This window comes from Arthrobacter sp. NPDC092385 (assembly GCF_044755105.1).
Lineage (GTDB): Bacteria > Actinomycetota > Actinomycetes > Actinomycetales > Micrococcaceae > Arthrobacter_D.
The window spans coordinates 1-20,893 of the sequence record NZ_JBIVQL010000004.1 but is presented as its reverse complement, the minus strand read 5'-3'; the positions used below and the strand labels follow the sequence as shown (position 1 = coordinate 20,893).

Here is a 20,893-nt window from a genome sequence, read left to right as displayed (position 1 = left end):
GCTGCCGCAGGTCCACGAGGCCCTTGCAGCACGGCGCCCGTGCTTCAGTTGAACCCTGATATTCGACCACCGGTGTCCAGTACGTGGATAAACGTGTCCACGTACTGGACACCGGGAACTACTGGACGCCGGGAACTACGCGAGGCACCGGGCACTCTGCCGTACGCCGGGAACCGTCCGGATGCGGACTGCGTCCCGCGCACCCCGCTAGATGTGGGTGTGCAGGCGCCGCGCGGCCTCCGAGATGGACCCCGTCAGCGACGGGTAGACGGTGAAGGTGTTCGCCACGTCGTCCACGTGCAGCTTCTTGGTCACGGCGAGCGCGAGGGGGAAGATCAGCTCCGAGGCGCGGGGGCCGACGACGACGCCGCCGATCACGGTGCCGGATCCCTTGCGGGCGATCACCTTCACGAAGCCGTCCTTGACGTTCATCATCTTCGCGCGGGCGTTGGTGTGCAGGGAGAGCTTGACGACGTCGCCCTGGTACCGGCCGGATTCGATGTCCTCCTCCGTCACGCCGACGGTCGCGATCTCCGGGGAGGTGAAGATGTTGGAGGCGACCTGCTTGAGCTTGATCGGGCTCACGGAATCGCCCATGAGGTGCGCGATCGCGATCCGGCCCTGCATCGCGGCCACCGAGGCGAGGGCGAACACGCCCGTGCAGTCACCTGCCGCGTAGACGTTGGGCGCCGTGGTGCGCGAGACGCCGTCCACCTGGATGTGGCCGGACTCGCTGACGGCGACCCCGGCCTCCTCGAGGCCGATGCCCGCGGTGTTCGGCACGGCGCCGACCGCGACGAGGCAGTGGCTGCCCTCGACCGTGCGGCCGTCCGAGAGATGGACGATCACGCCGTCCTCGGTGCGGTCGACGGCGTCCGCGCGGGACTTCGAGAGGACGGTCATGCCGCGGTCCTTGAAGACGCCCTCGAGCACCTCGGCGGCGTCCGCATCCTCGCCCGGCAGCACGCGGTCGCGGCTTGAGATCAGGGTGACCTTCGAACCGAGGCCGTTGTAGGCGCTGGCGAATTCCGCTCCGGTCACGCCCGAGCCGACCACGATCAGGTGGTCCGGGATCTGGCGCATGTTGTAGAGCTGCGTCCAGTTGAAGATGCGTTCGCCGTCCGGCTTGGCGCTCGGCAGCTCGCGCGGTGTCGAACCGACGGCGAGGAGGACGGCGTCGGCCTCGATGATGCTCGTCTCGCCGTCGGACACGACCTCGAGCCGGTGGTCGTCGAGCAGCTTGCCGGTCCCGATGATGACCTGCACTCCGAGGCGCTCCAGCGTGGCCCGGATGTCCGAGGACTGCTCGACGGCGAGCTTCAGCAGCCGCTGGTTGACCTTGTCCAGGTCCGCGTAGACCTTGCTGTCCGCGGAGAAGTGGACCCCCAGTCCGCTCGCGTCGGTGAAGCGCGTCATGGTGTCCGCCGTGGCGATGAGGGTCTTGGACGGCACGACGTCCGTGAGGACCGCCGATCCGCCGAGGCCGTGGCGCTCGACGACGGTCACCTTGGCGCCGAGCGAGGACGCGACCAGCGCCGCTTCATACCCGCCGGGCCCCCCACCGAGGATGGCCAGGCGCAATGAACTGAAATCGAGTTGGTTGGTCACGTCCTCGATTATCGCCCATGCCACCGACACCCCCGAAACGCCGCGGGTCCCGCCGAGGGGCCGGGCGGGACGGAGGCCCTGGCCGGTGGTCCGCCCGTTAGCGCAGAGGGTAAGTTGTAGCGGTGACTTCTGATCCCTTTGACCTGGCCCGCGACGCTGCCGGCCACATAGCCCGCGCTACCGGAATCGACCGGCACGACACCGCCCTCGTCCTCGGCTCCGGCTGGGGTGAGGCGGCCGAACTGATCGGCGAGACCACCCACACCCTCGACGCCGCGGACATCCCCGGATTCTCCGCGCCCGCCGTTGTCGGCCACACCGGCACCATCCGCTCCATCCTCACGCCCAACGGCAAGCGCGCCCTGGTCCTGGGCGCCCGGACGCACTTCTACGAGGGCAAGGGCGTGCGCGCCGTCGTCCACGGCGTCCGCACCGCCGCGGCGGCCGGCGCGACGACGATGATCCTGACCAACGGGTGCGGCGGACTGAAGGAGCACTGGCAGCCCGGCACGCCCGTCCTCATCAGCGACCACATCAACCTCACGGCATCGTCGCCGCTGGAGGGCGCCACCTTCGTGGACCTCACCGACCTCTACTCCTCGCGCCTGCGGGAGATCGCACGCCAGGTGGATCCCTCGCTCGAGGAGGGCGTGTATGCGCAGTTCACGGGACCGCACTACGAGACGCCCGCCGAAGTGCAGTACGCCAGACGCATCGGCGCGGACCTCGTGGGCATGTCCACCGCGCTCGAAGCCATTGCCGCACGGCACGCCGGCATGGAGGTCTTCGGCATCTCCCTGGTGACCAACCTGGCGGCCGGCATCAGCCCCGTGCCGCTCAGCCATGCCGAGGTCCTCGAGGCGGGACAGGCGGCAGGACCGCGCATCTCGCGCCTCCTGGCCGACATCGTCGCCACGATCTAGCGCGCGGGCACCGTCCGCACGCCGTACGACCAGCATGACCGGCGCCCGTCGGGCATCCACCGCCGCTCCACGTTAGGGACCCGCATGACCACCTCGGAACTGGACACCCTCCTCGCCTCCGCCGACGCCTGGGCCGACGCCGACCCGGATCCGCAGACCGCGGAGGAACTCCGTACGCTCCTCGGACGCGTGCGGTCCGGTGACTCCGCCGCCGCCGTCTCGGAACAGGACCTGAGGGACCGCTTCTCCGGTCCGCTCGCCTTCGGCACCGCCGGCCTCCGTGCCGCGCTCGGCGCCGGCCCCAACCGGATGAACCGCGTGGTGGTGCGCCGTGCCGCCGCCGGCGTCGCCGCGCACGCACTGGACCTCGCCGCCGGAGCGTATGCGCCGCGCGCCGTCGTCGGCTTCGATGCCCGCCACAACTCGCGCATCTTCGCCGAGGAGACCGCGGCCATCTTCACCGCGGCCGGGATCGAGACGTTCCTGATGCCGCGCGAACTGCCGACGCCGGTGCTCGCCTACGCGATCCGGGCCCTGGAGTGCGAGGTGGGCATCATGGTGACGGCGAGCCACAATCCGCCGCAGGACAACGGGTACAAGGTGTACCTGGGCGGACGGGCCGTCGAGGAGGACGCCCGCGGCGTCCAGATCGTGGCACCGCACGACGCCGGCATCGCGGCGCACATCGACGCGATCGGGGGGATCGACGCCGTCGAGCTCGCGGCAGGCGGCTGGACCGTCCTGCCGGAATCCGTGGAGACCGACTACATCGCCTCCGTCGCGGCCCTGGCGGACACCGCCATCACGGACCGCGACCTCCGGATTGTCCTGACTCCCCTGCACGGCGTCGGCGGGCGCACGGCGCAGGCGGTCCTCGCGGCGGCCGGGTTCGACGACGTCACGATCGTGGAGCGCCAGGCCGAGCCGGACCCCGACTTCCCGACCGTCGCCTTCCCCAACCCGGAGGAACCCGGTGCGCTGGACCTCGCCCTCGAGACCGCCGTGGAGGTGGGCGCCGACCTGGTGATCGCCAACGACCCGGACGCCGACCGCGTGGCGCTGGCCGCCCGCGAGCCCTCCACGGGTGAGTGGCGCATGCTCCGCGGCGACGAGGTGGGCACGCTCCTCGGGCTCCACCTGGCGTCCCGGCTCACGGCGCCGGCCCGCGACGAGGCCGGCAGCCAGGCCGGCAGCCAGGCGGGCAGCACTGCCGGCCGCGCTGCCGGCCGCGGGAACGTCTTCGCCAACTCCATCGTGTCCTCCCGCCTGCTGGGGCGGATCGCGGGGGTAGCCGGGATCGGCCACGCCCAGACCCTGACCGGTTTCAAGTGGATCGCCCGCGTGCACGATTTCTCCTTCGGCTACGAGGAGGCCCTCGGCTACTGCGTGGCACCGGAGCTCGTGCGGGACAAGGACGGCATCTCCGCCGGCCTGCTGCTCGCCGAACTCGCTGCCGCCACCAAGGCCTCCGGCCGCACCCTCTTCGACCTGCTGGACGACGCCTTCCTCGTGCACGGCCTGCACGCCTCGGACCAGCTCTCGGTCCGCGTGGGCAGCCTGGGCCTGCTCGGGGCCATGATGAACAGGCTCCGCGAGAACCCGCCGTCGTCGTTCGCCGATTCGCCGGTCAGCGTCGCCGAGGATCTCGCCCAGGGTTCGGCGAGCCTGCCTCCCACGGACGGGCTCCTGTACCTGACGCAGGACGAGACGCGCGTGATCATCCGGCCGAGCGGCACGGAGCCGAAACTCAAGTGCTACCTCGAGGTCGTCGAACCCGTCGGGTCCACCGCTGAGCTCGACGCCGCCAAGGCCACCGCGCGCGCGCGCCTCGATGCCGTCAAGCACGACGTCGGCGAGGCGCTCGGCCTCTGAGCCGTTCGACCACCTGAGCCGTTCGACCACCTGAGACGATTGGCACCCTGAACCGCCGCCCGGGGCGCGCGCCGCCGTCGTCCCGGGCGGTCGTCGGGGCACCGCGACGGACCGCGCCGGACGACATGGAAAGATGGACACCATGCCTACCGACGTATCCCTCGCCTCCTACATCGACCACACGCTCCTGAAGCCCGAGGCCAGCCGCGAGCAGATCCTCGAGGTCTGCCGCGAGGCGGTCGAGTACTCGTTCAAGTCCGTCTGCGTCAACCCCGTCTGGGTCAGCACCGTCCGCACCGCGGTGAAGGACACCGGCGTCCTCACGTGCTCCGTGATCGGTTTCCCGCTGGGCGCCACCACCACCGAGGTCAAGGTCTTCGAGGCACGCGGCGCCGTGGCCGACGGCGCCGACGAGATCGACATGGTCATCAACATCGCAGCCGCCCGGGCCGGCGAGAAGGACGTGCTGGTGCAGGACATCCTCGCCGTGGCCGACGCCGTCCACGAGCACGGCGCCATCCTCAAGGTGATCATCGAGACCTCGCTGCTCACCGACGGGCAGAAAGTACTTGCATGCGAGGCCGCGGTGGAGGCAGGAGCGGATTTCGTGAAGACCTCCACCGGCTTCAACGGCGGCGGCGCCACCGTCGAGGACGTCGCCCTCATGCGGAAGACCGTCGGTCCGGACCTCGGCGTGAAGGCCTCCGGCGGCGTCCGATCGCTCGAGGACGCGAGGTCCATGATCCACGCCGGAGCAACCCGTATCGGGGCCAGCTCAGGAGTCGCTATCGTTAAGGGTGAACAGGGCGCCGCAGGGTACTGAGGGCGCCGCAGGAACATCCCGCAGGAACGCACGCTAGGAGATCGAATGTCACATGAAGCCAGCGCGGAGCGCAACAGCCGCCGCGCCGACAGCCAGCCCGCCCACGCCGGCAAGGGCCACCTCGTCGGGAACATCCTGGTGTTCGTGATCATGTTCGGCATGTTCCTGCTCGGCATGTACCTGCTCACCTGGTTCACGCCGCAGAACATCTGGCCCATGGCCGCCGTGATCGTGCTCGCGTTCATCGCGTTCTTCATCCCGCAGGGCATCCTGGGCCGTGCCGACACCGGCTTCGACCTCGCCGAGGGAAACCGCACCGACGAGAAGGAGACCTCGGCGGGCGTCAGCTCCTGAGCACGGCGCGGAACAACGCGCACACACGATCGAACAGAGAAAGGCCGTCCCCGAGGGGACGGCCTTTCTCGTGCATCCGGCTCTGTTCAACCGGCGGCGGCGCGGACCCCGGCGGGCTACGCCGTGAACACCGCATCGAGCACGTTCTTCGCCCAGTCGAGGATCTCCGCGTCCACGAGGTCCCGGCCGCCGATCCTCGCGGTCTTCGGCTTCGGGACGAGCACCGCGTTCAGCGCGGGCTTGATGGCGGCGCCCGGGTACATCCTGGTGAGCCGCATCTGCTTCGACTCGGGCAGGTCCGCCGGGGCGAACTTGATGAAGTTGCCCTGCAGCGCCACGTCCGTCAGGCCGAGGGCACGGGCGGCCACCCGGAAGCGCGCCACGGAGATCAGGTTCTGCACCGCGGCCGGCGGCTCTCCGTAGCGGTCCTCGAGCTCGGCGACGACGGCGTCGATCGCCTCGTCGGTGATCGCGGCCGCGAGCTTCCGGTACGCCTCGAGGCGGAGCCGCTCCCCCGGCACGTAGTCGTGCGGCAGGTGGGCGTTGACCGGCAGCTCGATCTTCATCTCCGCCGCCTTCTCCTCGGCCTCGCCGCGGAAGCTCGCGACGGCCTCGCCGACCAGTCGGATGTAGAGGTCGAAGCCGACGCCCTGGATGTGGCCCGACTGCTCGCCGCCGAGCAGGTTGCCCGCCCCGCGGATCTCGAGGTCCTTCATGGCCAGCTGCATGCCGGCGCCCAGCTCGTTGTGGGACGCGACGGCCTTGAGGCGTTCGAGGGCCACCTCGCCCAGCGGCTTCTCCGAGGGGTACAGGAAGTAGGCGTAGGCCCGCTCCCGGCCGCGGCCCACGCGCCCACGCAGCTGGTGCAGCTGCGAGAGGCCGTAGGAATCGGCGCGGTCCACGATCAGCGTGTTCGCGTTGGAGATGTCCAGCCCGGTCTCGATGATCGTGGTGCAGACCAGGACGTCGAACCGTTTCTCCCAGAAGTCCACGATGATCTGCTCGAGCCGGGACTCCGTCATCTGCCCGTGGGCGACGGCGACGCGCGCCTCGGGCACGAGCTCCTTGAGGTGCGCGGCGGTGCGGTCGATCGACGAGACGCGGTTGTGCACGAAGAACACCTGCCCCTCGCGCATCAGCTCACGCCGGATCGCGGCCGAGGCCTGCTTGTCCGTGTAGGGGCCCACGTACGTGAGCACCGGGTGGCGCTCCTCCGGCGGCGTGGCGAGCGTCGAGGTCTCGCGGATGCCCGTGAGCGACATCTCGAGCGTTCGCGGGATCGGCGTCGCGCTCATGGCGAGGACGTCCACGTTGGTGCGCATCTTCTTCAGCGCTTCCTTGTGCTCCACGCCGAACCGCTGCTCCTCGTCGACGATCACGAGGCCGAGGTCCTTGAAGGAGACCTCCTTCGACAGCAGGCGGTGCGTGCCGATCACGACGTCGACGGCGCCCGAGGTGAGCCCCTCCGCCGTCTCGCGCGACTCCTTGGCCGTCTGGAACCGGGAGAGCGCCCGCACGCGCACGGGGAAGCCGGAGAACCGCTCGGAGAAGGTCTCGAAGTGCTGCTGCACCAGGAGCGTGGTGGGCACGAGCACGGCCACCTGCTTGCCGTCCTGCACCGCCTTGAAGGCCGCCCGCACCGCGATCTCGGTCTTGCCGTAGCCGACGTCGCCGGAGACGAGGCGGTCCATCGGGACCTCCCGCTCCATGTCGGCCTTGACCTCGTTGATCGTGGTCAGCTGGTCGGGCGTCTCGACGTACGGGAAGGCTTCCTCGAGCTCACGCTGCCACGGGGTGTCCGGGCCGAAGGCGTGCCCGCGCGAGGCCATGCGCGCCGAGTACAGGCGGATGAGCTCGCCCGCGATCTCCTTGACCGCCTTGCGCGCCTGGTTCTTGGTCTTGCTCCAGTCCGAGCCGCCCATCTTGCTCAGGGCCGGGGCGTCGCCGCCGACATAGCGCGTGACCTGGTCGAGCTGGTCCGTGGGCACGAAGAGGCGGTCACCTGGGGCACCGCGCTTGGACGGCGCGTACTCGAGGACGAGGTACTCGCGCGTGGTCCGTATGGGGCCGGCACCGGTGGAGCGCTGCATCAGCTCGACGAACTTCGCCACGCCGTGCTGCTCGTGGACGACGAAGTCGCCTTCCTTGAGCTGCAGGGGGTCGACGGCGTTGCGGCGGCGCGAGGGCATCTTGCGCATGTCGCGGGTGCCCGAGGCGCTCGTGCGGCCGAGCAGGTCCGCCTCCGTGAGCAACCCCATCTTCAGGCCGTCCACCACGAAGCCGCGACCGGCGCACGCCGTCGTGATCTCGATGATGCCGGGCTGCGGCGCGGCATCCAGCGAGTCGACGCGGCTGGCGGGGATGTCGTTGTCGGAGAAGAGCTCCGCGAGGCGCTGCGCCGGTCCGGGCCCTTCCGTGGCCACGACGACGCGCCACTGGTCACGGACGCGGCCGCCGATGAACTCCATCATCTCGGCGACGTCGCCCTGGTAGCCGCGTGGTTCGCGCGCGTGCAGCGTGAAGCTGTCGACGTCGCTCAGTTCCTCGTCGGCTCCGAAGGACGTGATGCCCCACCACGCCACGGAGTGGGCGAGCGCCGTCGCCCGGGTGTCGGTGAGCGAGCGAAAGCTGGCTTCCTGCAGGTCCGTCCCCAGCCCCTCGCTGAGGTCGAGCGGTGCGGCACCGCCCTCGGACGCCGTGGACCAGGCGGCCGCGAGGAATTCCTCGTTGGTGGCCGCGAGGTCGTGCGCGCGGGCGCGGACCTTCTCGGGTTCGATGACGACGGCGATCGATCCGGGCGGCAGCTCGCCGGCGAAGGGCACCATGGCGTCGACGAGCACGGGCGCGAGGGACTCCATGCCCTCGACGGCGATGCCGCCGGCGATCTTCTCCAGCATGGACGCCGCGGCCGGCAGCTCGGACTGCAGCCTCGCGGCCCGGGACATGACCGACGGCGTGATGAGGATCTCGCGGCACGGCGGCGCGTACAGGGCGGCAGGCGGCTCGCCCGAGGTCAGCGAACGCTGGTCGGCGACGGCGAACCAGCGCATCTGGTCCACCTCGTCGCCGAAGAAGTCCACGCGGATCGGGTGGTCCTCGGTGGGCGGGAAGACGTCGATGATCCCGCCGCGCACCGCGAACTCGCCGCGGTGCGTCACCATGTCCACGCGCGCATAGGCGGCGTCGGAGAGGGCCTTGACGACGTCGGAGAAGGCCACCTCGTCGCCGACCTTCAGGGACACGGGCTCGAGGTCCCCGAGTCCGGCGACGAGCGGCTGCACGACGGCGCGGATGGGCGCCGTGATGACCCTGACCGGGGACCCTTCCGGGTGCGCGAGCCTGCGCAGCACCGAGAGGCGGCGGCCCACGGTGTCGGAGCGGGGCGACAGCCGCTCGTGGGGCAGTGTCTCCCAGCTCGGGAACTCCTCGATGGCGCTGCCGGGCAGGTAGCTGCGCAGCGCCGCAGCGAGGTCCTCCGCTTCCCGTCCCGTGGCGGTGATCGCCAGGACCACCGGCACGGCGCCGCCGGGATCGGCGGCGCCGAGGGTGTCGAGGCCGTCGACCATCTCCGCGATCAGTGGGGCCCGCATGCCGGCGGGGGCGCCGATCTGCAGGTCGGCGCTGCGCTGCTCGACCGGCCGCGAGGCATTGGTCCGCACGCGCGCATAGGAAACGTCGTCGGCAAGCGCCGCGCGCAATCCGTTCAGGCTCATCTGTCAGGGGCTCCTCAGGAGTGGATTCCTCCGCCCCGTTCCGCTGGTCGAGACGCTCGCCGACGGGACGGGGACAGCACGAAAACCCGGAAAGACGAATCGTTCCCGGGGATGCGTCAACTCTACCAAGGGGCCCTGACGCTTTGCCGGGCCTGCCGCACCCCACCAGGGGCCAGGCCGTAGGATTACGGGAGACCCCTGGCCCGCCGCCGCGGCGGCGCCCACGCTGAATCCTCCGGAGGAACCATGGCTTTGAACGCGTCCACCACGCTCCCCTACGACACCGCCACGGTGCTCGGCGTCTTCACCGACGAGGGCTTCGTCCGCCACATGAGCGAGTACGTCGGCGGATCCCTCCAGTCCCTCAGGCTCGACGGCGACGCCGCCGGGGCGTTCACGCTCACCGCCGTCCGCACCATGCCCACCGACCGGCTGCCGGACATGGCCCGCAAGTTCGTCGGTGAGACGCTCTCCGTCACGCAGACCGAGCACTGGGAGGCGCCCTCGGCGGACGGCTCCCGCCAGGCCTCGCTCGAGATGACGGTCGCCGGCGTGCCCCTGAACGTCTCGGCCGTGCAGCGCCTGATCGCCCAGGGCACCGACACCGTCGTCGACCTCCAGGGCAACGTCACCTCCTCCATCCCGTTCCTCGGCGGGAAGATCGCCGGCGCCGCGGAGCCGATGATCGGCAAGGCACTCAACGTGCAGGCCGTCGAGGCCCGGAAGTGGCTCGAGAGCCGCTGACCCGGCCGCCCTCCAGCGCCGCCCACCCCCGCCACCAGCCCCGACCCGGAAGACCCGCACCGTGCAGCTCCCCACACCCCTCGCCCTCATCCTGATCCTCGCCGGCGTCTGGACCCTGATCGTCTGGCCGCCCTTCCTCCGCCGCATCCTCAAGGACCCGCGGGCGCGGCACGAGAACGGAGCGGCCACGCGGTTCCTCACCGTGCACCTCATGCTCATCTCGACGTCGATGATCCTCGGCGCCGCGACCGCCGTGATCGGGGTGCGGGCCCTCATCGCCTAGGCACCGCCGCCCGCACCGCCGCCCGCACCGCATCCGCCCTACCCCAGGAGACCGATGGCACACGAGAACCCGACGGCGTCCGGCGCCCATCCTGTGATCCTGCAGCGCTCGAGCTATCCGGAGTACCTGCGCATCACGGAGATCCTCCGCAAGGAGACGGTCGGCGGCATCCTGCTGCTGATCGCGAGCGCGATCGCCATCATCTGGGCCAACTCACCCGCCTCCGAGTCCTACTTCGCCGTCCGGGACTTCGAGTTCGGCTACGAGCCGTGGCACCTGAAGCTGTCGGTGGGCGCCTGGGCCTCGGACGGCCTCCTGGCCGTGTTCTTCTTCCTCACCGGCCTGGAACTCAAGCGCGAATTCGTCGCGGGCGACCTGCGGCGGATCAGCCGCGCGATCGTGCCCGTCGCGGCCGCGTTCGGCGGCGTCGTCGTCCCCGCCCTCGTCTACACGGTCGTGAACCTGTCCTCCCCGGACACGCTGCGCGGCTGGGCCATCCCCACCGCGACGGACATCGCCTTCGCCCTGGCCGTGCTCGCCGTCATCGGCTCCCACCTGCCCGGCGCCCTGCGGATCTTCCTGCTGACCCTCGCCGTCGTCGATGACCTCATCGCCATCGCGATCATCGCGTTCTTCTACTCCGAGGACGTCCACCTCACCTACCTGCTGTGGATGCTCCTGCCCCTGGGGCTGTTCGCCCTCCTCGCCCAGCGCCGGCCGAGGTTCTTCGGCACCACCACGCGCGGCCCCTGGCTGATCCTCCTGCCGCTGGGCATCATCACCTGGGCCCTCATGCACGCCTCCGGCGTGCACGCCACCGTCGCCGGGGTGCTGCTGGGCTTCTGCGTGCCGGTACTGCGGAAATCCGAGGGGAAACCGGCGCTGCCCCGGCCCGGCAAACCCGGACTCGCGGAAGTCCTCGAACACCGCTTCCGCCCCCTGTCCACCGGCTTCGCCGTCCCGGTCTTCGCGTTCTTCTCGGCCGGGGTCGCAATCGGCGGGGCCGAGGGCTTCGCGTCGGCCCTCACCGATCCGGTCCTCATCGGCATCGTCCTCGGGCTGGTCCTCGGCAAGCCCCTCGGGATCATGCTGACCACGTTCCTCGTCACGAAGACCACCAGGGCCCACCTGGACCCAGGCCTGAGCTGGTGGGACCTCCTGGGCGTCGGCATCCTCGCCGGCGTGGGCTTCACGGTGTCCCTGCTGGTCAACGACCTCAGCTTCGGGGCCGGCAGCGAACACGACGACCACGCGAAGGTCGCCATCCTCACCGCATCCCTCACGGCGGCGCTGCTCTCCAGCGTGGTCCTGCGGGCCCGCAACAAGCACTACCGCCGCATCGAGGAGCAGGAGAAGATCGACGCCGACCAGGACGGCATCCCCGACGTCTTCGAGGACCGCGGGAACTAGCGGATGTCCACGGCGGATCTCGGCCAGGTACCGGGGATGGAGCGTCCCACGGGTTCCGGCCACGCCGCCGGACGGTCCCGGAACCGCCGCCGCATCATCCTCAGCGAGCTCGCCCTCGCCATCACGTTCACCCTGACGATGGTGCTCGGCGTCGTCGAGCACGAGAACCTCGACTCACCGGCGGTCTTCCTCACCGGCTGGGCACTGAACCTGCTCGTGCTCGTCCTGTGCTGCACCCTGCCGTGGTCCCGCATCCCGAGCCGCTGGGTGCTCCTCGTTCCGCTGGCGGATTTCGTCGCCGTCGGGCTCGCCCGTGCAGCGGCGGGCGAAAGCCTTTCCGGCGTCGGACTCCTGGCCGCGTTCCCGGTGGTCTGGATTGCCGCCTCCCGGATCAGGACCGGCACGGCCGTCACCCTCACGGTCGTCGCGTCCCTGGCCATCATCTGGCTTCCGCTGGCCTTCACCGCCACCCCGGCGAGCTACGACTCCCTGAGCAACCCGATCCTGCTGCCCATCATGCTCACCGGCCTCGCCTGGTTCGTCAGCGAACTCACGAAGGACAACCGCCGGCGGCAGGAGGCGCTCAGGGCGTCACAGGCCGCCCTGCGGGAGAGCGTGGAGGCCGGCCGGGAACGCGAGCGCCTGCTCAGCACTGTGCTGGACACGGTCAGCGTGGGACTCCTGGCCGTGGACGCGCAGGGCCACGACATCCTCACCAACGCACGGCAGCGGGCAGGCCATGCCGGGGCGGCGCCCCCGGGCAATGACGACCCGACCGAGGCCGAACTGCTGATCTTCGGCCCGGACAGGGTCACCCCGATCCCGCCCGAGCAGCGCCCGGTGATCCGGGCGATCGGGGGCGAGGACCTCGAGAACGAGCAGATCTGGCTCGGTGAGGGGCGTTCGCAGCGCGCGCTGAGCATCTCCTCCCAGTCCATGCACGACGACGACGGCGTCCTCGCCGGAACGGTGGTGTCCTTCAACGACGTGACGGAACTGGTGCTCGCGCTGCAGGCGAAGGACGACTTCCTCTCGAACGTCTCGCACGAGTTCCGCACGCCGCTGACGTCGATCCTCGGGTACCTCGAGCTGACGCTCGAGTACGGCGACAGGCTGCCCGACGACGCCGGCGCCTTCATCGTGGTGGCGCGGCGCAACGCCCTGCGGCTCGAACAGCTCGTCGAGGACCTCCTGGCCATCAACGCGGGCACCTTCGCGGTTCACCCCGTGCGCGCCGACGTCGGCAGCATCCTCGCGGACGCGGCGTCATCGGCCGAGGTGCGCGCCACGCGCTCGGACCTCCGGCTCGTCAACCGGGCGCCGTCGAGCCTGCCCGCGATCGTGGATCCCGGCCGGCTCGCCCAGGCCGTCGACAACCTGCTCAGCAACGCCGTCAAGTACAACCGGCGGGGCGGAAGCATCACGCTCGACGCCTCGCTCGGCGACGACGGGCTGGTGATCGAGGTGGCGGACACCGGCATCGGCATCGCGGCGGAGGAACTGGACCGCGTCTTCGAGCGGTTCTTCCGCTCGCCGTCGGTCCGCAGCTCCGCCGTGCAGGGCGTGGGGCTCGGCCTGCTGATCACCCGGAGCATCATCGATGAGCACGGCGGATCGATCTCCGTCACGAGCACGCCGGGTCAGGGGACCTGCTTCACCATCCGCATCCCGCAGCCGCCGGCGGCTCCCGGGACGCCGGACTAGGCGTTCGCGGCCAGGAGCGATTCCTCGAGCGCGACCCACGCGAGCATGGCGCACTTGACCCTCGCCGGGAAGCGCGAGACGCCGGAGAACGCGGCGGCATCGCCGAGTACCTCCTCGTCGGCCTCGATCCTGCCCCGCGAGCGCATGACCTCCCGGAACGAGTCCACCAGGGAGATCACCTCGTCCCGCGGCAGCCCCTGCACCAGGTCGGTGAGCACGGAGGCAGAGGCCATGGAGATGGCGCAGCCGGCACCGTCCCAGGTCACCGAGGTGACGGCTCCCTCGGCGACGCCGGCCCGGAGGGTGATCTCGTCGCCGCACACGGGGTTGAGCTGGTGGGACTCCCCCACGCGCCCCGCCCCGTCGTATTCGCGCAGCGGCGAACCGTGCCGCGCCTTGGCGTGGTCGAGGATGATCTGCTGGTACAGCTGTTCGAGGCCGGTGCTCATCTAGTGCGCTCCAAAGAAGGGACGGACCCGGGCGACGGCGTCCAGGAACGCGTCCACCTCATCCGTCGTGGTGTACAGGTAGGTGCTGGCGCGCGTCGTGGCCGTGAGGCCGAGGCGCCGGTGGAGCGGCTGCGCGCAGTGGTGGCCCACCCGCACGGCGATGCCCTTGTCGTCGAGGAACTGCCCGACGTCGTGCGCGTGGACACCCGCGACGTCGAAGGCCGCGAGGCCGATGCGCGGGATCCCCGCCGCCGGCCCGAGGACGCGGATGCCGTCGATGCCCCCGAGGCCCTCGACGAGCCGCGCACCGAGCGCCGACTCCCAGGCCTCGATGCGCTGCATGCCGGTCTCCGCCAGGTAGTTCACTGCGGCGCCGAGGGCCACGGCCTGCGAGATGCGCTGCGTGCCCGCCTCGAAGCGGTTGGGCGAGGGGAGGTACTCGGCGCGCTCCATGGTCACCGTGGTGATCATCGAGCCGCCGGTGAGGAAGGGAGGCATGGCGTTGAGCAGTTCGGCGCGGCCGTAGAGGGCGCCGATGCCGGTGGGCCCGAGCATCTTGTGGCCGGAGAATACCAGGAAGTCGACGTCGAGGTCCTTCACGTCCACGGGCAGGTGCGGCACGGACTGGCAGGCGTCCAGCAGCGTGAGCGCTCCGACGGACTGCGCCAGCCGGACGAGCTCCCCCACCGGGTTGATGGTGCCGAGCACGTTGGAGGCGTGGGAGAAGGCCACGATCCTCGTGGCCGGCGTGATGAGGGCCGCGGCCTCCTCGAGGCGCAGCGCGCCGTCGTCGTCCACCGGGATGAAGCGCAGCTCCGCACCCGTCCGCGCGGCGAGTTCCTGCCACGGGATGAGGTTCGCGTGGTGCTCCATCTCGGTGACCACGATCCTGTCGCCGGGTCCGACGGCGAAGCGGCGTGCGGCCTCTCCCCCGCGACCTGCGGCCGCATTGGACATCGCGTAGGCCACCAGGTTGATGCCCTCGGTCGCGTTCGACGTCCAGACGAGCTCGTTGGTGCGGGCGCCGATGAAGCGTGCGACGGCGGCGCGGGCGTCCTCGTAGGCGTCGGTGGCGTCGACGGCCAGCGAGTGGGCGCCACGGTGCACGGCCGCGTTGCGCTGCTCGTAGAACTCCTGCTCGGCCTCCAGGACGCTCAGCGGGTTCTGGGAGGTGGCGCCCGAGTCGAGGTAGACGAGCGGCTTGCCGTTGACCTCGGTCCCGAGGATCGGGAAGTCGTTGCGGATGCGGTGCACCTCGGCGTCGGTCAGGCCGGCGCCGCCGGACGGGGTGAGCGTGACGGGCGTTTCAACCACGGGCACTTCGGGCTCCTCGGATCGGGCAGCAGTCCCTGCGGTAATTACGCAAGGATTCTCTGCTCTAATCCTCCCACTCAGCGCCCGTCGGGGCATCCCAGTGCTGCCTAACTACGGGAGGCTCCGGGGGGGGTGGCTCGGCCGTCCGCGGGCGAACGAAAGGGCCGGTCGATGGACCGGCCCTTCCGAGGTGCTGCCGTGCAGGGTCAGGACGCGTTATGCGGCCTTGCGGTGACGGCCGCGACCGGCGAGGACGACGCCGGCGCCCAGCGCGAGCAGGGCGGCACCGATGCCACCGGCAACCTTCATGTCCTCGCCCGTTCCGGTGTAGGCCAGCTCGTCGGTGCCATTGGCGTTATCGGTGTCATCGGCGCCGTAGGACGTCGCGACGGCGCGGTCGTCCCCGCCGGCTGCTTCGCAGCCGATACCGTCCCCGTCCCTGTCGAGGCCGGCACGGTAGCCCGTCTCGCCGAGGTGGATCGGCGCCGCGTTGGCGGCACGGACGGCGTCGCAGTTCTCGTAGTAGACCTCGGAGGCGAACCCGAGCTCGGTGTCGGGAACCTCCACGACGACGACGGGAACATCGATGACGTTCGTGCCGGGCGCATCGTTCACGGGAGTCCTGACGACAGGAGTCTCGGCAACCGGCGTTCCGACAACGGGAGTCTCGACAACCGGCGTCCCAACGACCGGCGTCCCAACGACCGGCGGCACAACAACGGGCGTCCCAACGACCGGCGTCCCAACAACCGGCGTCCCAACGACCGGCGGCACAACAACGGGCGTCTCGACAACCGGCGTCTCGACAACCGGCGGGACAACAACCGGCGTCTCGACAACCGGCGTCTCGACAACCGGCGGGACAACAACCGGCGTCTCGACAACCGGCGGGACAACAACCGGCGTCTCGACAACCGGCGTCCCACCGCCCGGGGTCTCGTCGACCGGCGTCTCGTCGACGGGTGTGGCCGGCGCCGTGGTGAAGCTGTAGTGCGATACTGCCTTGCCCGAGGAGTGGGAGATCACGAGGGTGGCTGCGTAACCGGCGGGATCGAGGACGACGTACTCGGGCCCATCACCCTGGTTGCCCGAACCGGCCTTCACACAGTAGCCGGTGATGACCATGCCCTCGGGTGCTGCCAGCGTGACCGTCCGGGGATCGCCCTGCGTGTCGATCTTGCCGCTGCTAAGGCCCGCGCACACCTGATCGGTGGGGGCCACGGACGTGGCGAGAGCCGGAGATGCCATGGTGGTGAGACCCGCAGTTACCGCGAGAGCGAGGTAGGTAGTGCGCTTGTTCATGTAAGACCTTTGTCGAGGATTCACTGGAGTGAGAAGTACGAGGTGGACGGCCTTCCAGAATCAGGTTCTGGAAAGCCCCAAGCTCGCTTCTCTTTCCATGTCACCCCGGGGAGCACCCTCAGGTAACCAGGAACGCCCAGAACCCGGAGTCCCCAGGGGAAGACGAGTGTCAGCAGCGATCGGGAACGTAGTTTCTCCAAGTGGAGTAAGTGAAGAACGCACACCGACAGGGGTATTTCGCGCAGCCCCGCAGGTGGAGTGCGGAGGGCGGGCGAGGAGGAGAATTCCTGCTCGCCCGCCCCCCTGGGCGCCCGGCCGGGCATCCCGTGCTGCCTCCGTTCCGGCAGTGCCCTCGGCGTCAGGTCTCCAGGGGATTCAGCACCGCGGCGGGCAGGGAGATCGACGGCCGGGCCGCTGACGGGGCCGGCTCCTTCCCGGCCTGCGGCTGCCGGTCACGCTGAACCTGGTTCAGCGAGGCATGGAGTTCCTCGAGGACGGCCGGCGCGGCCGCCACGGGCGCTGTCTCGGCCGCCGGGGAGCCGGCCACCGGGGATTCGGCGGGCCGCTGCCGGTAGACCACCTTGGCATGGAACAGGTAGCGGACCACGAAGGCGCATGCCAGCGTGCCGGCCTGCGCGATCATGCTGTTGAACATCAGGACCTCGACGAGCAGGAGGAGGAACGGCACCCTCAGCACCGCTTCGAGGTTGTTGAACCCGACGGACTGGGCGAACCGGTGGCGCAGCACCCGGGCGCTCCGTGTGTCACCGGCGAAGACCAGTTTCTCCTGCATCACGAAGTTGGTGAGGATGGTCAGTTCCGCCGCCACCAGGGCCGCGGCCACGTAGTGGACGCCGAAGGCCAGGAGGACCGCCATGATCAGCAGGTTGAGGACGGTCCCGATGGCACCGACCACTGCGAAGAGGCCCGCACGGCCTATCCGCAACTCGCCGAGTTGGCGCAGGAAGCGCAGTTCCTGCGCCGGCGTCGCCTTCGGCTGCCCGGCAGCATGCCGCCCGACCTCGAAGGGGACCTCCTCGACCCTCAGCCTGTGGCGCAGCAGGATGTCCAGCAGGACGTTGGGACTCTTCGGCTGGATCAGTCCCGGGTCGATCGCGTCCCGCCGGAGCGCGAAGAAGCCTGTCAGGGGATCGCTGCAGTCCCTCAGCCGAGCAGGGAAGAGGACGCGGGCCACGAAGGCGGCACGCCACGCGCCGGGAGTCCCGAAGGGGCCCGAGGCGTTCCCGCCCTGCGTCGCGGCGCCGCAGTAGCGGGAGGCGATGGCCAGGTCGGCCTGGCCGGCCTCCAGCCGCGCGAGGAGGAGCGGGATCAGTTCGGGCGGGTGGTGTGGGCCTCCCCCCATGACCAGGCAGTAGGTTGCCCGGCTCGTCGCGATACCCTCCATCACCGCGCCGCTGAACCCGCTGCGGGGGTTGTCGCGGCGGACGTGGCGGATCGGCACCGATCCGCGTCTGCCGGTTCCGTCGAGTCCGGCGGGGGCCGTACCCCGGGCGGCGTCGACGATGATGATCTCGGCGTCGATGCCTGCGCAGGCTCCTCCGATCCGCCGCACCAGCTCAGCTGTATCCGCTGCCTGTCCGACGGCGGGAATGATGACCGAGAGTCTCACCGTCACTCCCCCTCTGGAGCATCCGCCGGCAGGCCCGCCGGGACGGCGACGCGATTGACACTCCATTCCCCGAAGGTGGCGACGGGCTCCGAATACTGGAGTGCCTTGCCCGTCCGGGTCAGCTCGAGGTTCTCGATGTTGTCCAGCACGATCGGCCCCACGATGATGTAGTCCACGTCCCGCCACCCGCCGGGGTGGACTGCGTCGAACTGCTCGTCGAGGTCGGGCTTCTCGATCGCGACCATGGTCCAGGGATCATCCCAACCGCTCGAATTGAGATCGTGCCACATCGAATAGGGGGCCAGGACCACGCTCTCCCGGTCGACGTTGCTCTTCACCCATTCGACGGTCTTCAGCCAGTCCGTGTTCGTCTCTGCCGTCAGCAGCACCCGGTCCTGCTGGAGCCACTGTGGCATGGACATCAGGGACAGCGCGGTGGCCAGGAGGAGGACGAAACCAGTACGCAGGGGACGCCGCAGGTGGTGGTTGTGCTGCCAGAGCCTCTCGGAGCCCGACCACGCGACGTCCACCGCTATACCCAGCGCGAGGGCGAGGAACGGTATCACGGCGATGATGTACATGGCCGGCAGGTAGCCCTGCCCCAGCACGATCGGGACGGCGAACACGAAGATCGCCAGGGCCACGGCATGGCTGTTGCGCCTCACGAGGCACACCACGGCGGCGACCAGACCGGCGGCAATCAGGTACTTGTCGAAGTAGAGCCAGCCGGCAAGTAGCTCAGCCCTGCTCGAGCCCTCTTCGAAGATGGTGCCCGAGCCTGACCTCTCGAAGAACTGGTAGGCGAGGGCTTCCTGGAGTGAGACGTGGTCCTCCCCGGCGACGAGTTCGTTTCGCAGGAGCGCCGCGAGCGGGTAGAAGGCCAGGAGGAGACCGCCTATTGCGAGGAAGCCGACGATCGAGAACGCCCGGTTGCTCCACCGCGGACGGTTGATCATGGCCAGCAGGAGCGCCGGACCGAAGATCGCGAGCGTCTCCTTGGACAGGACCGCCACCGCGAAGCAGGCGCCGGCGAGCACATGGTCCCGCAGCGAATGCCGCGTGCTCAGCGCGAGGTAGAACGCCAGGAGGAGCCATGGGACTCCCACGTTGTCCAGGTAGACCTGTCGCCCCAGCACCAGGGACAGGGGCGACAGGATGAAGACGATCGTCGTAAGAGCCGCGAAAGGCGTACGAACGCGAAGACGCCGCGCGAGCATGTAGAGCAGCATGGCGCTGGCCACGAAGAAGACGGAGATGACATACCGGGTTGCTCCGATGGCCGTCCCGTCCCCGAGATTGAGCATCAGGGGGATCCAGTTGAGCGCGGCTATCTGGATCCAGCCCAGCGGCGGGTGGTCGTACCAGTAGGTGTAGGGGGCCAGTTCGCCCTCGTGGACCGAGAAGGCCTGGGCCGTGTAGGTCCCCTCGTCATCCTGGTAGCTCGGGGCGCCGGTCAGGTTCCACAGGCTCAGGACCACCGCTGCCACCAGCAGGCCGATCATGGTGAAGCGGTCGGCAGGGCTCAGCCGGGTCAGGGTGAACGGTTCGTCCCGCGTCAGGGGTGCGACATGTGCCGCGCGGCTTCTGGGCTTGGGTTGCGGGAACCTCAGCGGTGATTTGACCTCGAGCAGGGACATCGGGACCTCCTGGGAACGTGCGAGACCGGCGGGACCAGTGCGGTCCCGGTCAGGGAAAAGGGTGGGAAGGGCCTGGGCTAGACCTGCGCTGCGGCAGTGGTCTCGATGTAGGAGAGGTGGGACCCCGCGTGGCTCGTCTTCTCCCAGCGGAAGTCTCCCCGCTGGAACTTCACGAGGGCCCGCAGGGCGGAGAACGCAAGGACCATCTGGTAGAACGGCGTTCCGATGATCAGCCGCGCGTAGTCGTACGGAGACAGTTCGAAGCGGTGATCCCTGCCGAACTCACGCAGCATGCAGATGTCGAAGGCGATGGTGGCGAGGGTGGGGATCAGCGGCAGGAAGGCGATCAGGGTGACCAGCAGGGGGAAGTTCCCCCAGACTGCCGCCACGATCGCGATGGGGATGCAGACACCCGCGAAGGCCATGAAGTGCTGCTGCATCAGCGTCCACCAGGCGATGACGCGCATCCTCCGGGTCGGAAGGGCCTTCCAGTCCCCCTTGGCGAAGACCTGCATGAAGCCGAGGGACCACCGCGTTCGCTGCCGGACGAGCGTCGCGAGGGAGTCGGGGGTCTCCTCCCGCGTCACCAGTTCCGGCGAGTAGGCGACGACGATGCGCCTGTTGAGGGTGGACAACCTCACGCCGAGGTCGCAGTCCTCGGCGAGGCATGCGCCGTCCCAGCCTCCGACGGCGAGCAGGAGCTCGCGTTTGATGAAGACGGTGTTGCCGCCCAGGGGGATGAAGCCCTGGCGGGAGTGGGCGTGGAGCCGGGACCTGAACCAGGTGAAGTATTCGAGGCAGTTCCGGAGCGAGTACCAGGTGTCCCGGTAGTTGATGAGCTGAACGGCCCCCTGGACCACATCGGCGTTTCGCCGCGTGAAGACACTGTCGATGTGCGTGAGCAGCTCCCGCGCGGCGATCGACTCGGCGTCGAAGACTCCCACCACGTCGTTCCGGCACATCGCCAGGGCGCCGTTGAGCTGCCGCGGCTTGTTCTTGGTCTCGTTGCTGTCGAGCGCGACCCTCACTAGGTGTACTGACCGGACACGTTGGTCAATCGTGAGAAGGGCGGCTGGTTGCTGCAGGCTGTGTGGGGCCGGTGATGGTTGTAGTAGTGCAGCCAGCCG

At 69.7% G+C, this 20,893-nt stretch carries 16 protein-coding genes; 8 read left to right on the top strand and 8 right to left on the bottom strand.

The window, feature by feature from the left end; all coding sequences use genetic code 11:
* Positions 1-207: 207 nt before the first annotated feature.
* Positions 208-1,608, bottom strand: coding sequence for an NAD(P)H-quinone dehydrogenase (locus ACIQCY_RS06505; protein ID WP_400483083.1), 1,401 nt, complete (start codon positions 1,606-1,608; stop codon positions 208-210).
* Positions 1,609-1,730: 122 nt separating this feature from the next.
* Between ACIQCY_RS06505 and ACIQCY_RS06500 the strand changes: the two genes are divergently transcribed.
* From ACIQCY_RS06500 to ACIQCY_RS06485, 4 genes are all read left to right on the top strand, one after another.
* Positions 1,731-2,531 carry a purine-nucleoside phosphorylase gene (locus ACIQCY_RS06500; RefSeq protein WP_400483082.1) on the top strand — a complete coding sequence of 267 codons (801 nt, stop codon included), beginning with the start codon at positions 1,731-1,733 and terminating at the stop codon, positions 2,529-2,531.
* A gap of 84 nt (positions 2,532-2,615) precedes the next feature.
* The gene (locus ACIQCY_RS06495) at positions 2,616-4,403 is read left to right on the top strand and encodes a phospho-sugar mutase (RefSeq protein WP_400483081.1); all 1,788 of its coding nucleotides are present in this window, start codon (positions 2,616-2,618) and stop codon (positions 4,401-4,403) included.
* 142 nt (positions 4,404-4,545) lie between these two features.
* Complete coding sequence (gene deoC / locus ACIQCY_RS06490; RefSeq protein WP_400483080.1) at positions 4,546-5,226, top strand: deoxyribose-phosphate aldolase; 681 nt, start codon at positions 4,546-4,548, stop codon at positions 5,224-5,226.
* A gap of 45 nt (positions 5,227-5,271) precedes the next feature.
* A complete protein-coding gene (locus tag ACIQCY_RS06485) occupies positions 5,272-5,580 on the top strand; it encodes a hypothetical protein (RefSeq protein ID WP_400483079.1) in 309 nt (102 codons plus the stop codon).
* Positions 5,581-5,696: 116 nt separating this feature from the next.
* Here the strand turns inward: ACIQCY_RS06485 and mfd are convergent, their stop codons facing one another.
* Positions 5,697-9,293 (bottom strand): transcription-repair coupling factor, encoded by a 3,597-nt coding sequence (mfd, locus tag ACIQCY_RS06480; protein ID WP_400483078.1) that lies wholly within the window; start codon positions 9,291-9,293, stop codon positions 5,697-5,699.
* Between the two features lie 246 nt (positions 9,294-9,539).
* Between mfd and ACIQCY_RS06475 the strand changes: the two genes are divergently transcribed.
* The 4 genes from ACIQCY_RS06475 (at position 9,540) to ACIQCY_RS06460 (ending at position 13,434) form a co-directional block, all read left to right on the top strand.
* The gene (locus ACIQCY_RS06475; protein ID WP_400483077.1) at positions 9,540-10,037 is read left to right on the top strand and encodes a DUF2505 domain-containing protein; all 498 of its coding nucleotides are present in this window, start codon (positions 9,540-9,542) and stop codon (positions 10,035-10,037) included.
* A 61-nt stretch (positions 10,038-10,098) separates the two neighbouring features.
* The gene (locus ACIQCY_RS06470) at positions 10,099-10,320 is read left to right on the top strand and encodes an SCO4848 family membrane protein (RefSeq protein WP_400483076.1); all 222 of its coding nucleotides are present in this window, start codon (positions 10,099-10,101) and stop codon (positions 10,318-10,320) included.
* Between the two features lie 54 nt (positions 10,321-10,374).
* Entirely contained in the window at positions 10,375-11,730 is a 1,356-nt protein-coding gene (gene nhaA / locus ACIQCY_RS06465; RefSeq protein WP_400483075.1) for a Na+/H+ antiporter NhaA, read from the top strand.
* 3 nt (positions 11,731-11,733) lie between these two features.
* A complete protein-coding gene (locus ACIQCY_RS06460; RefSeq protein WP_400483074.1) occupies positions 11,734-13,434 on the top strand; it encodes a sensor histidine kinase in 1,701 nt (566 codons plus the stop codon).
* Here ACIQCY_RS06460 and sufU read toward each other — a convergent pair.
* The 6 genes from sufU to ACIQCY_RS06430 all read right to left on the bottom strand — a co-directional run bounded on the left by sufU (position 13,431) and on the right by ACIQCY_RS06430 (position 20,794).
* Positions 13,431-13,883, bottom strand: coding sequence for a Fe-S cluster assembly sulfur transfer protein SufU (sufU, locus tag ACIQCY_RS06455; RefSeq protein WP_400483073.1), 453 nt, complete (start codon positions 13,881-13,883; stop codon positions 13,431-13,433). The genes ACIQCY_RS06460 and sufU overlap by 4 nt on opposite strands.
* Entirely contained in the window at positions 13,884-15,203 is a 1,320-nt protein-coding gene (locus ACIQCY_RS06450) for an aminotransferase class V-fold PLP-dependent enzyme (protein WP_400483072.1), read from the bottom strand.
* A gap of 210 nt (positions 15,204-15,413) precedes the next feature.
* Positions 15,414-16,499 (bottom strand): excalibur calcium-binding domain-containing protein, encoded by a 1,086-nt coding sequence (locus ACIQCY_RS06445; RefSeq protein ID WP_400483071.1) that lies wholly within the window; start codon positions 16,497-16,499, stop codon positions 15,414-15,416.
* A gap of 358 nt (positions 16,500-16,857) precedes the next feature.
* On the bottom strand, positions 16,858-18,129 hold the full coding sequence (locus tag ACIQCY_RS06440) for a GtrA family protein (protein ID WP_400483070.1): 1,272 nt from the start codon (positions 18,127-18,129) through the stop codon (positions 16,858-16,860).
* A gap of 2 nt (positions 18,130-18,131) precedes the next feature.
* On the bottom strand, positions 18,132-19,766 hold the full coding sequence (locus ACIQCY_RS06435; RefSeq protein WP_400483069.1) for an ArnT family glycosyltransferase: 1,635 nt from the start codon (positions 19,764-19,766) through the stop codon (positions 18,132-18,134).
* A 77-nt stretch (positions 19,767-19,843) separates the two neighbouring features.
* Positions 19,844-20,794 carry a glycosyltransferase gene (locus ACIQCY_RS06430; RefSeq protein WP_400483068.1) on the bottom strand — a complete coding sequence of 317 codons (951 nt, stop codon included), beginning with the start codon at positions 20,792-20,794 and terminating at the stop codon, positions 19,844-19,846.
* Positions 20,795-20,893 lie beyond the last annotated feature (99 nt).

Bases quoted from the DNA above. Each gene is read 5' to 3' on its own strand.
- ACIQCY_RS06485 (WP_400483079.1), top strand. From the start codon at position 5,272: ATGTCACATGAAGCCAGCGCGGAGCGCAACAGCCGCCGCGCCGACAGC.
- nhaA (WP_400483075.1), top strand. From the start codon at position 10,375: ATGGCACACGAGAACCCGACGGCGTCCGGCGCCCATCCTGTGATCCTG.
- mfd (WP_400483078.1), bottom strand. From the start codon at position 9,293: ATGAGCCTGAACGGATTGCGCGCGGCGCTTGCCGACGACGTTTCCTAT.
- sufU (WP_400483073.1), bottom strand. From the start codon at position 13,883: ATGAGCACCGGCCTCGAACAGCTGTACCAGCAGATCATCCTCGACCAC.
- ACIQCY_RS06435 (WP_400483069.1), bottom strand. From the start codon at position 19,766: ATGTCCCTGCTCGAGGTCAAATCACCGCTGAGGTTCCCGCAACCCAAG.
- ACIQCY_RS06495 (WP_400483081.1), top strand. From the start codon at position 2,616: ATGACCACCTCGGAACTGGACACCCTCCTCGCCTCCGCCGACGCCTGG.
- ACIQCY_RS06475 (WP_400483077.1), top strand. From the start codon at position 9,540: ATGGCTTTGAACGCGTCCACCACGCTCCCCTACGACACCGCCACGGTG.
- ACIQCY_RS06445 (WP_400483071.1), bottom strand. From the start codon at position 16,499: ATGAACAAGCGCACTACCTACCTCGCTCTCGCGGTAACTGCGGGTCTC.
- deoC (WP_400483080.1), top strand. From the start codon at position 4,546: ATGCCTACCGACGTATCCCTCGCCTCCTACATCGACCACACGCTCCTG.
- ACIQCY_RS06460 (WP_400483074.1), top strand. From the start codon at position 11,734: ATGTCCACGGCGGATCTCGGCCAGGTACCGGGGATGGAGCGTCCCACG.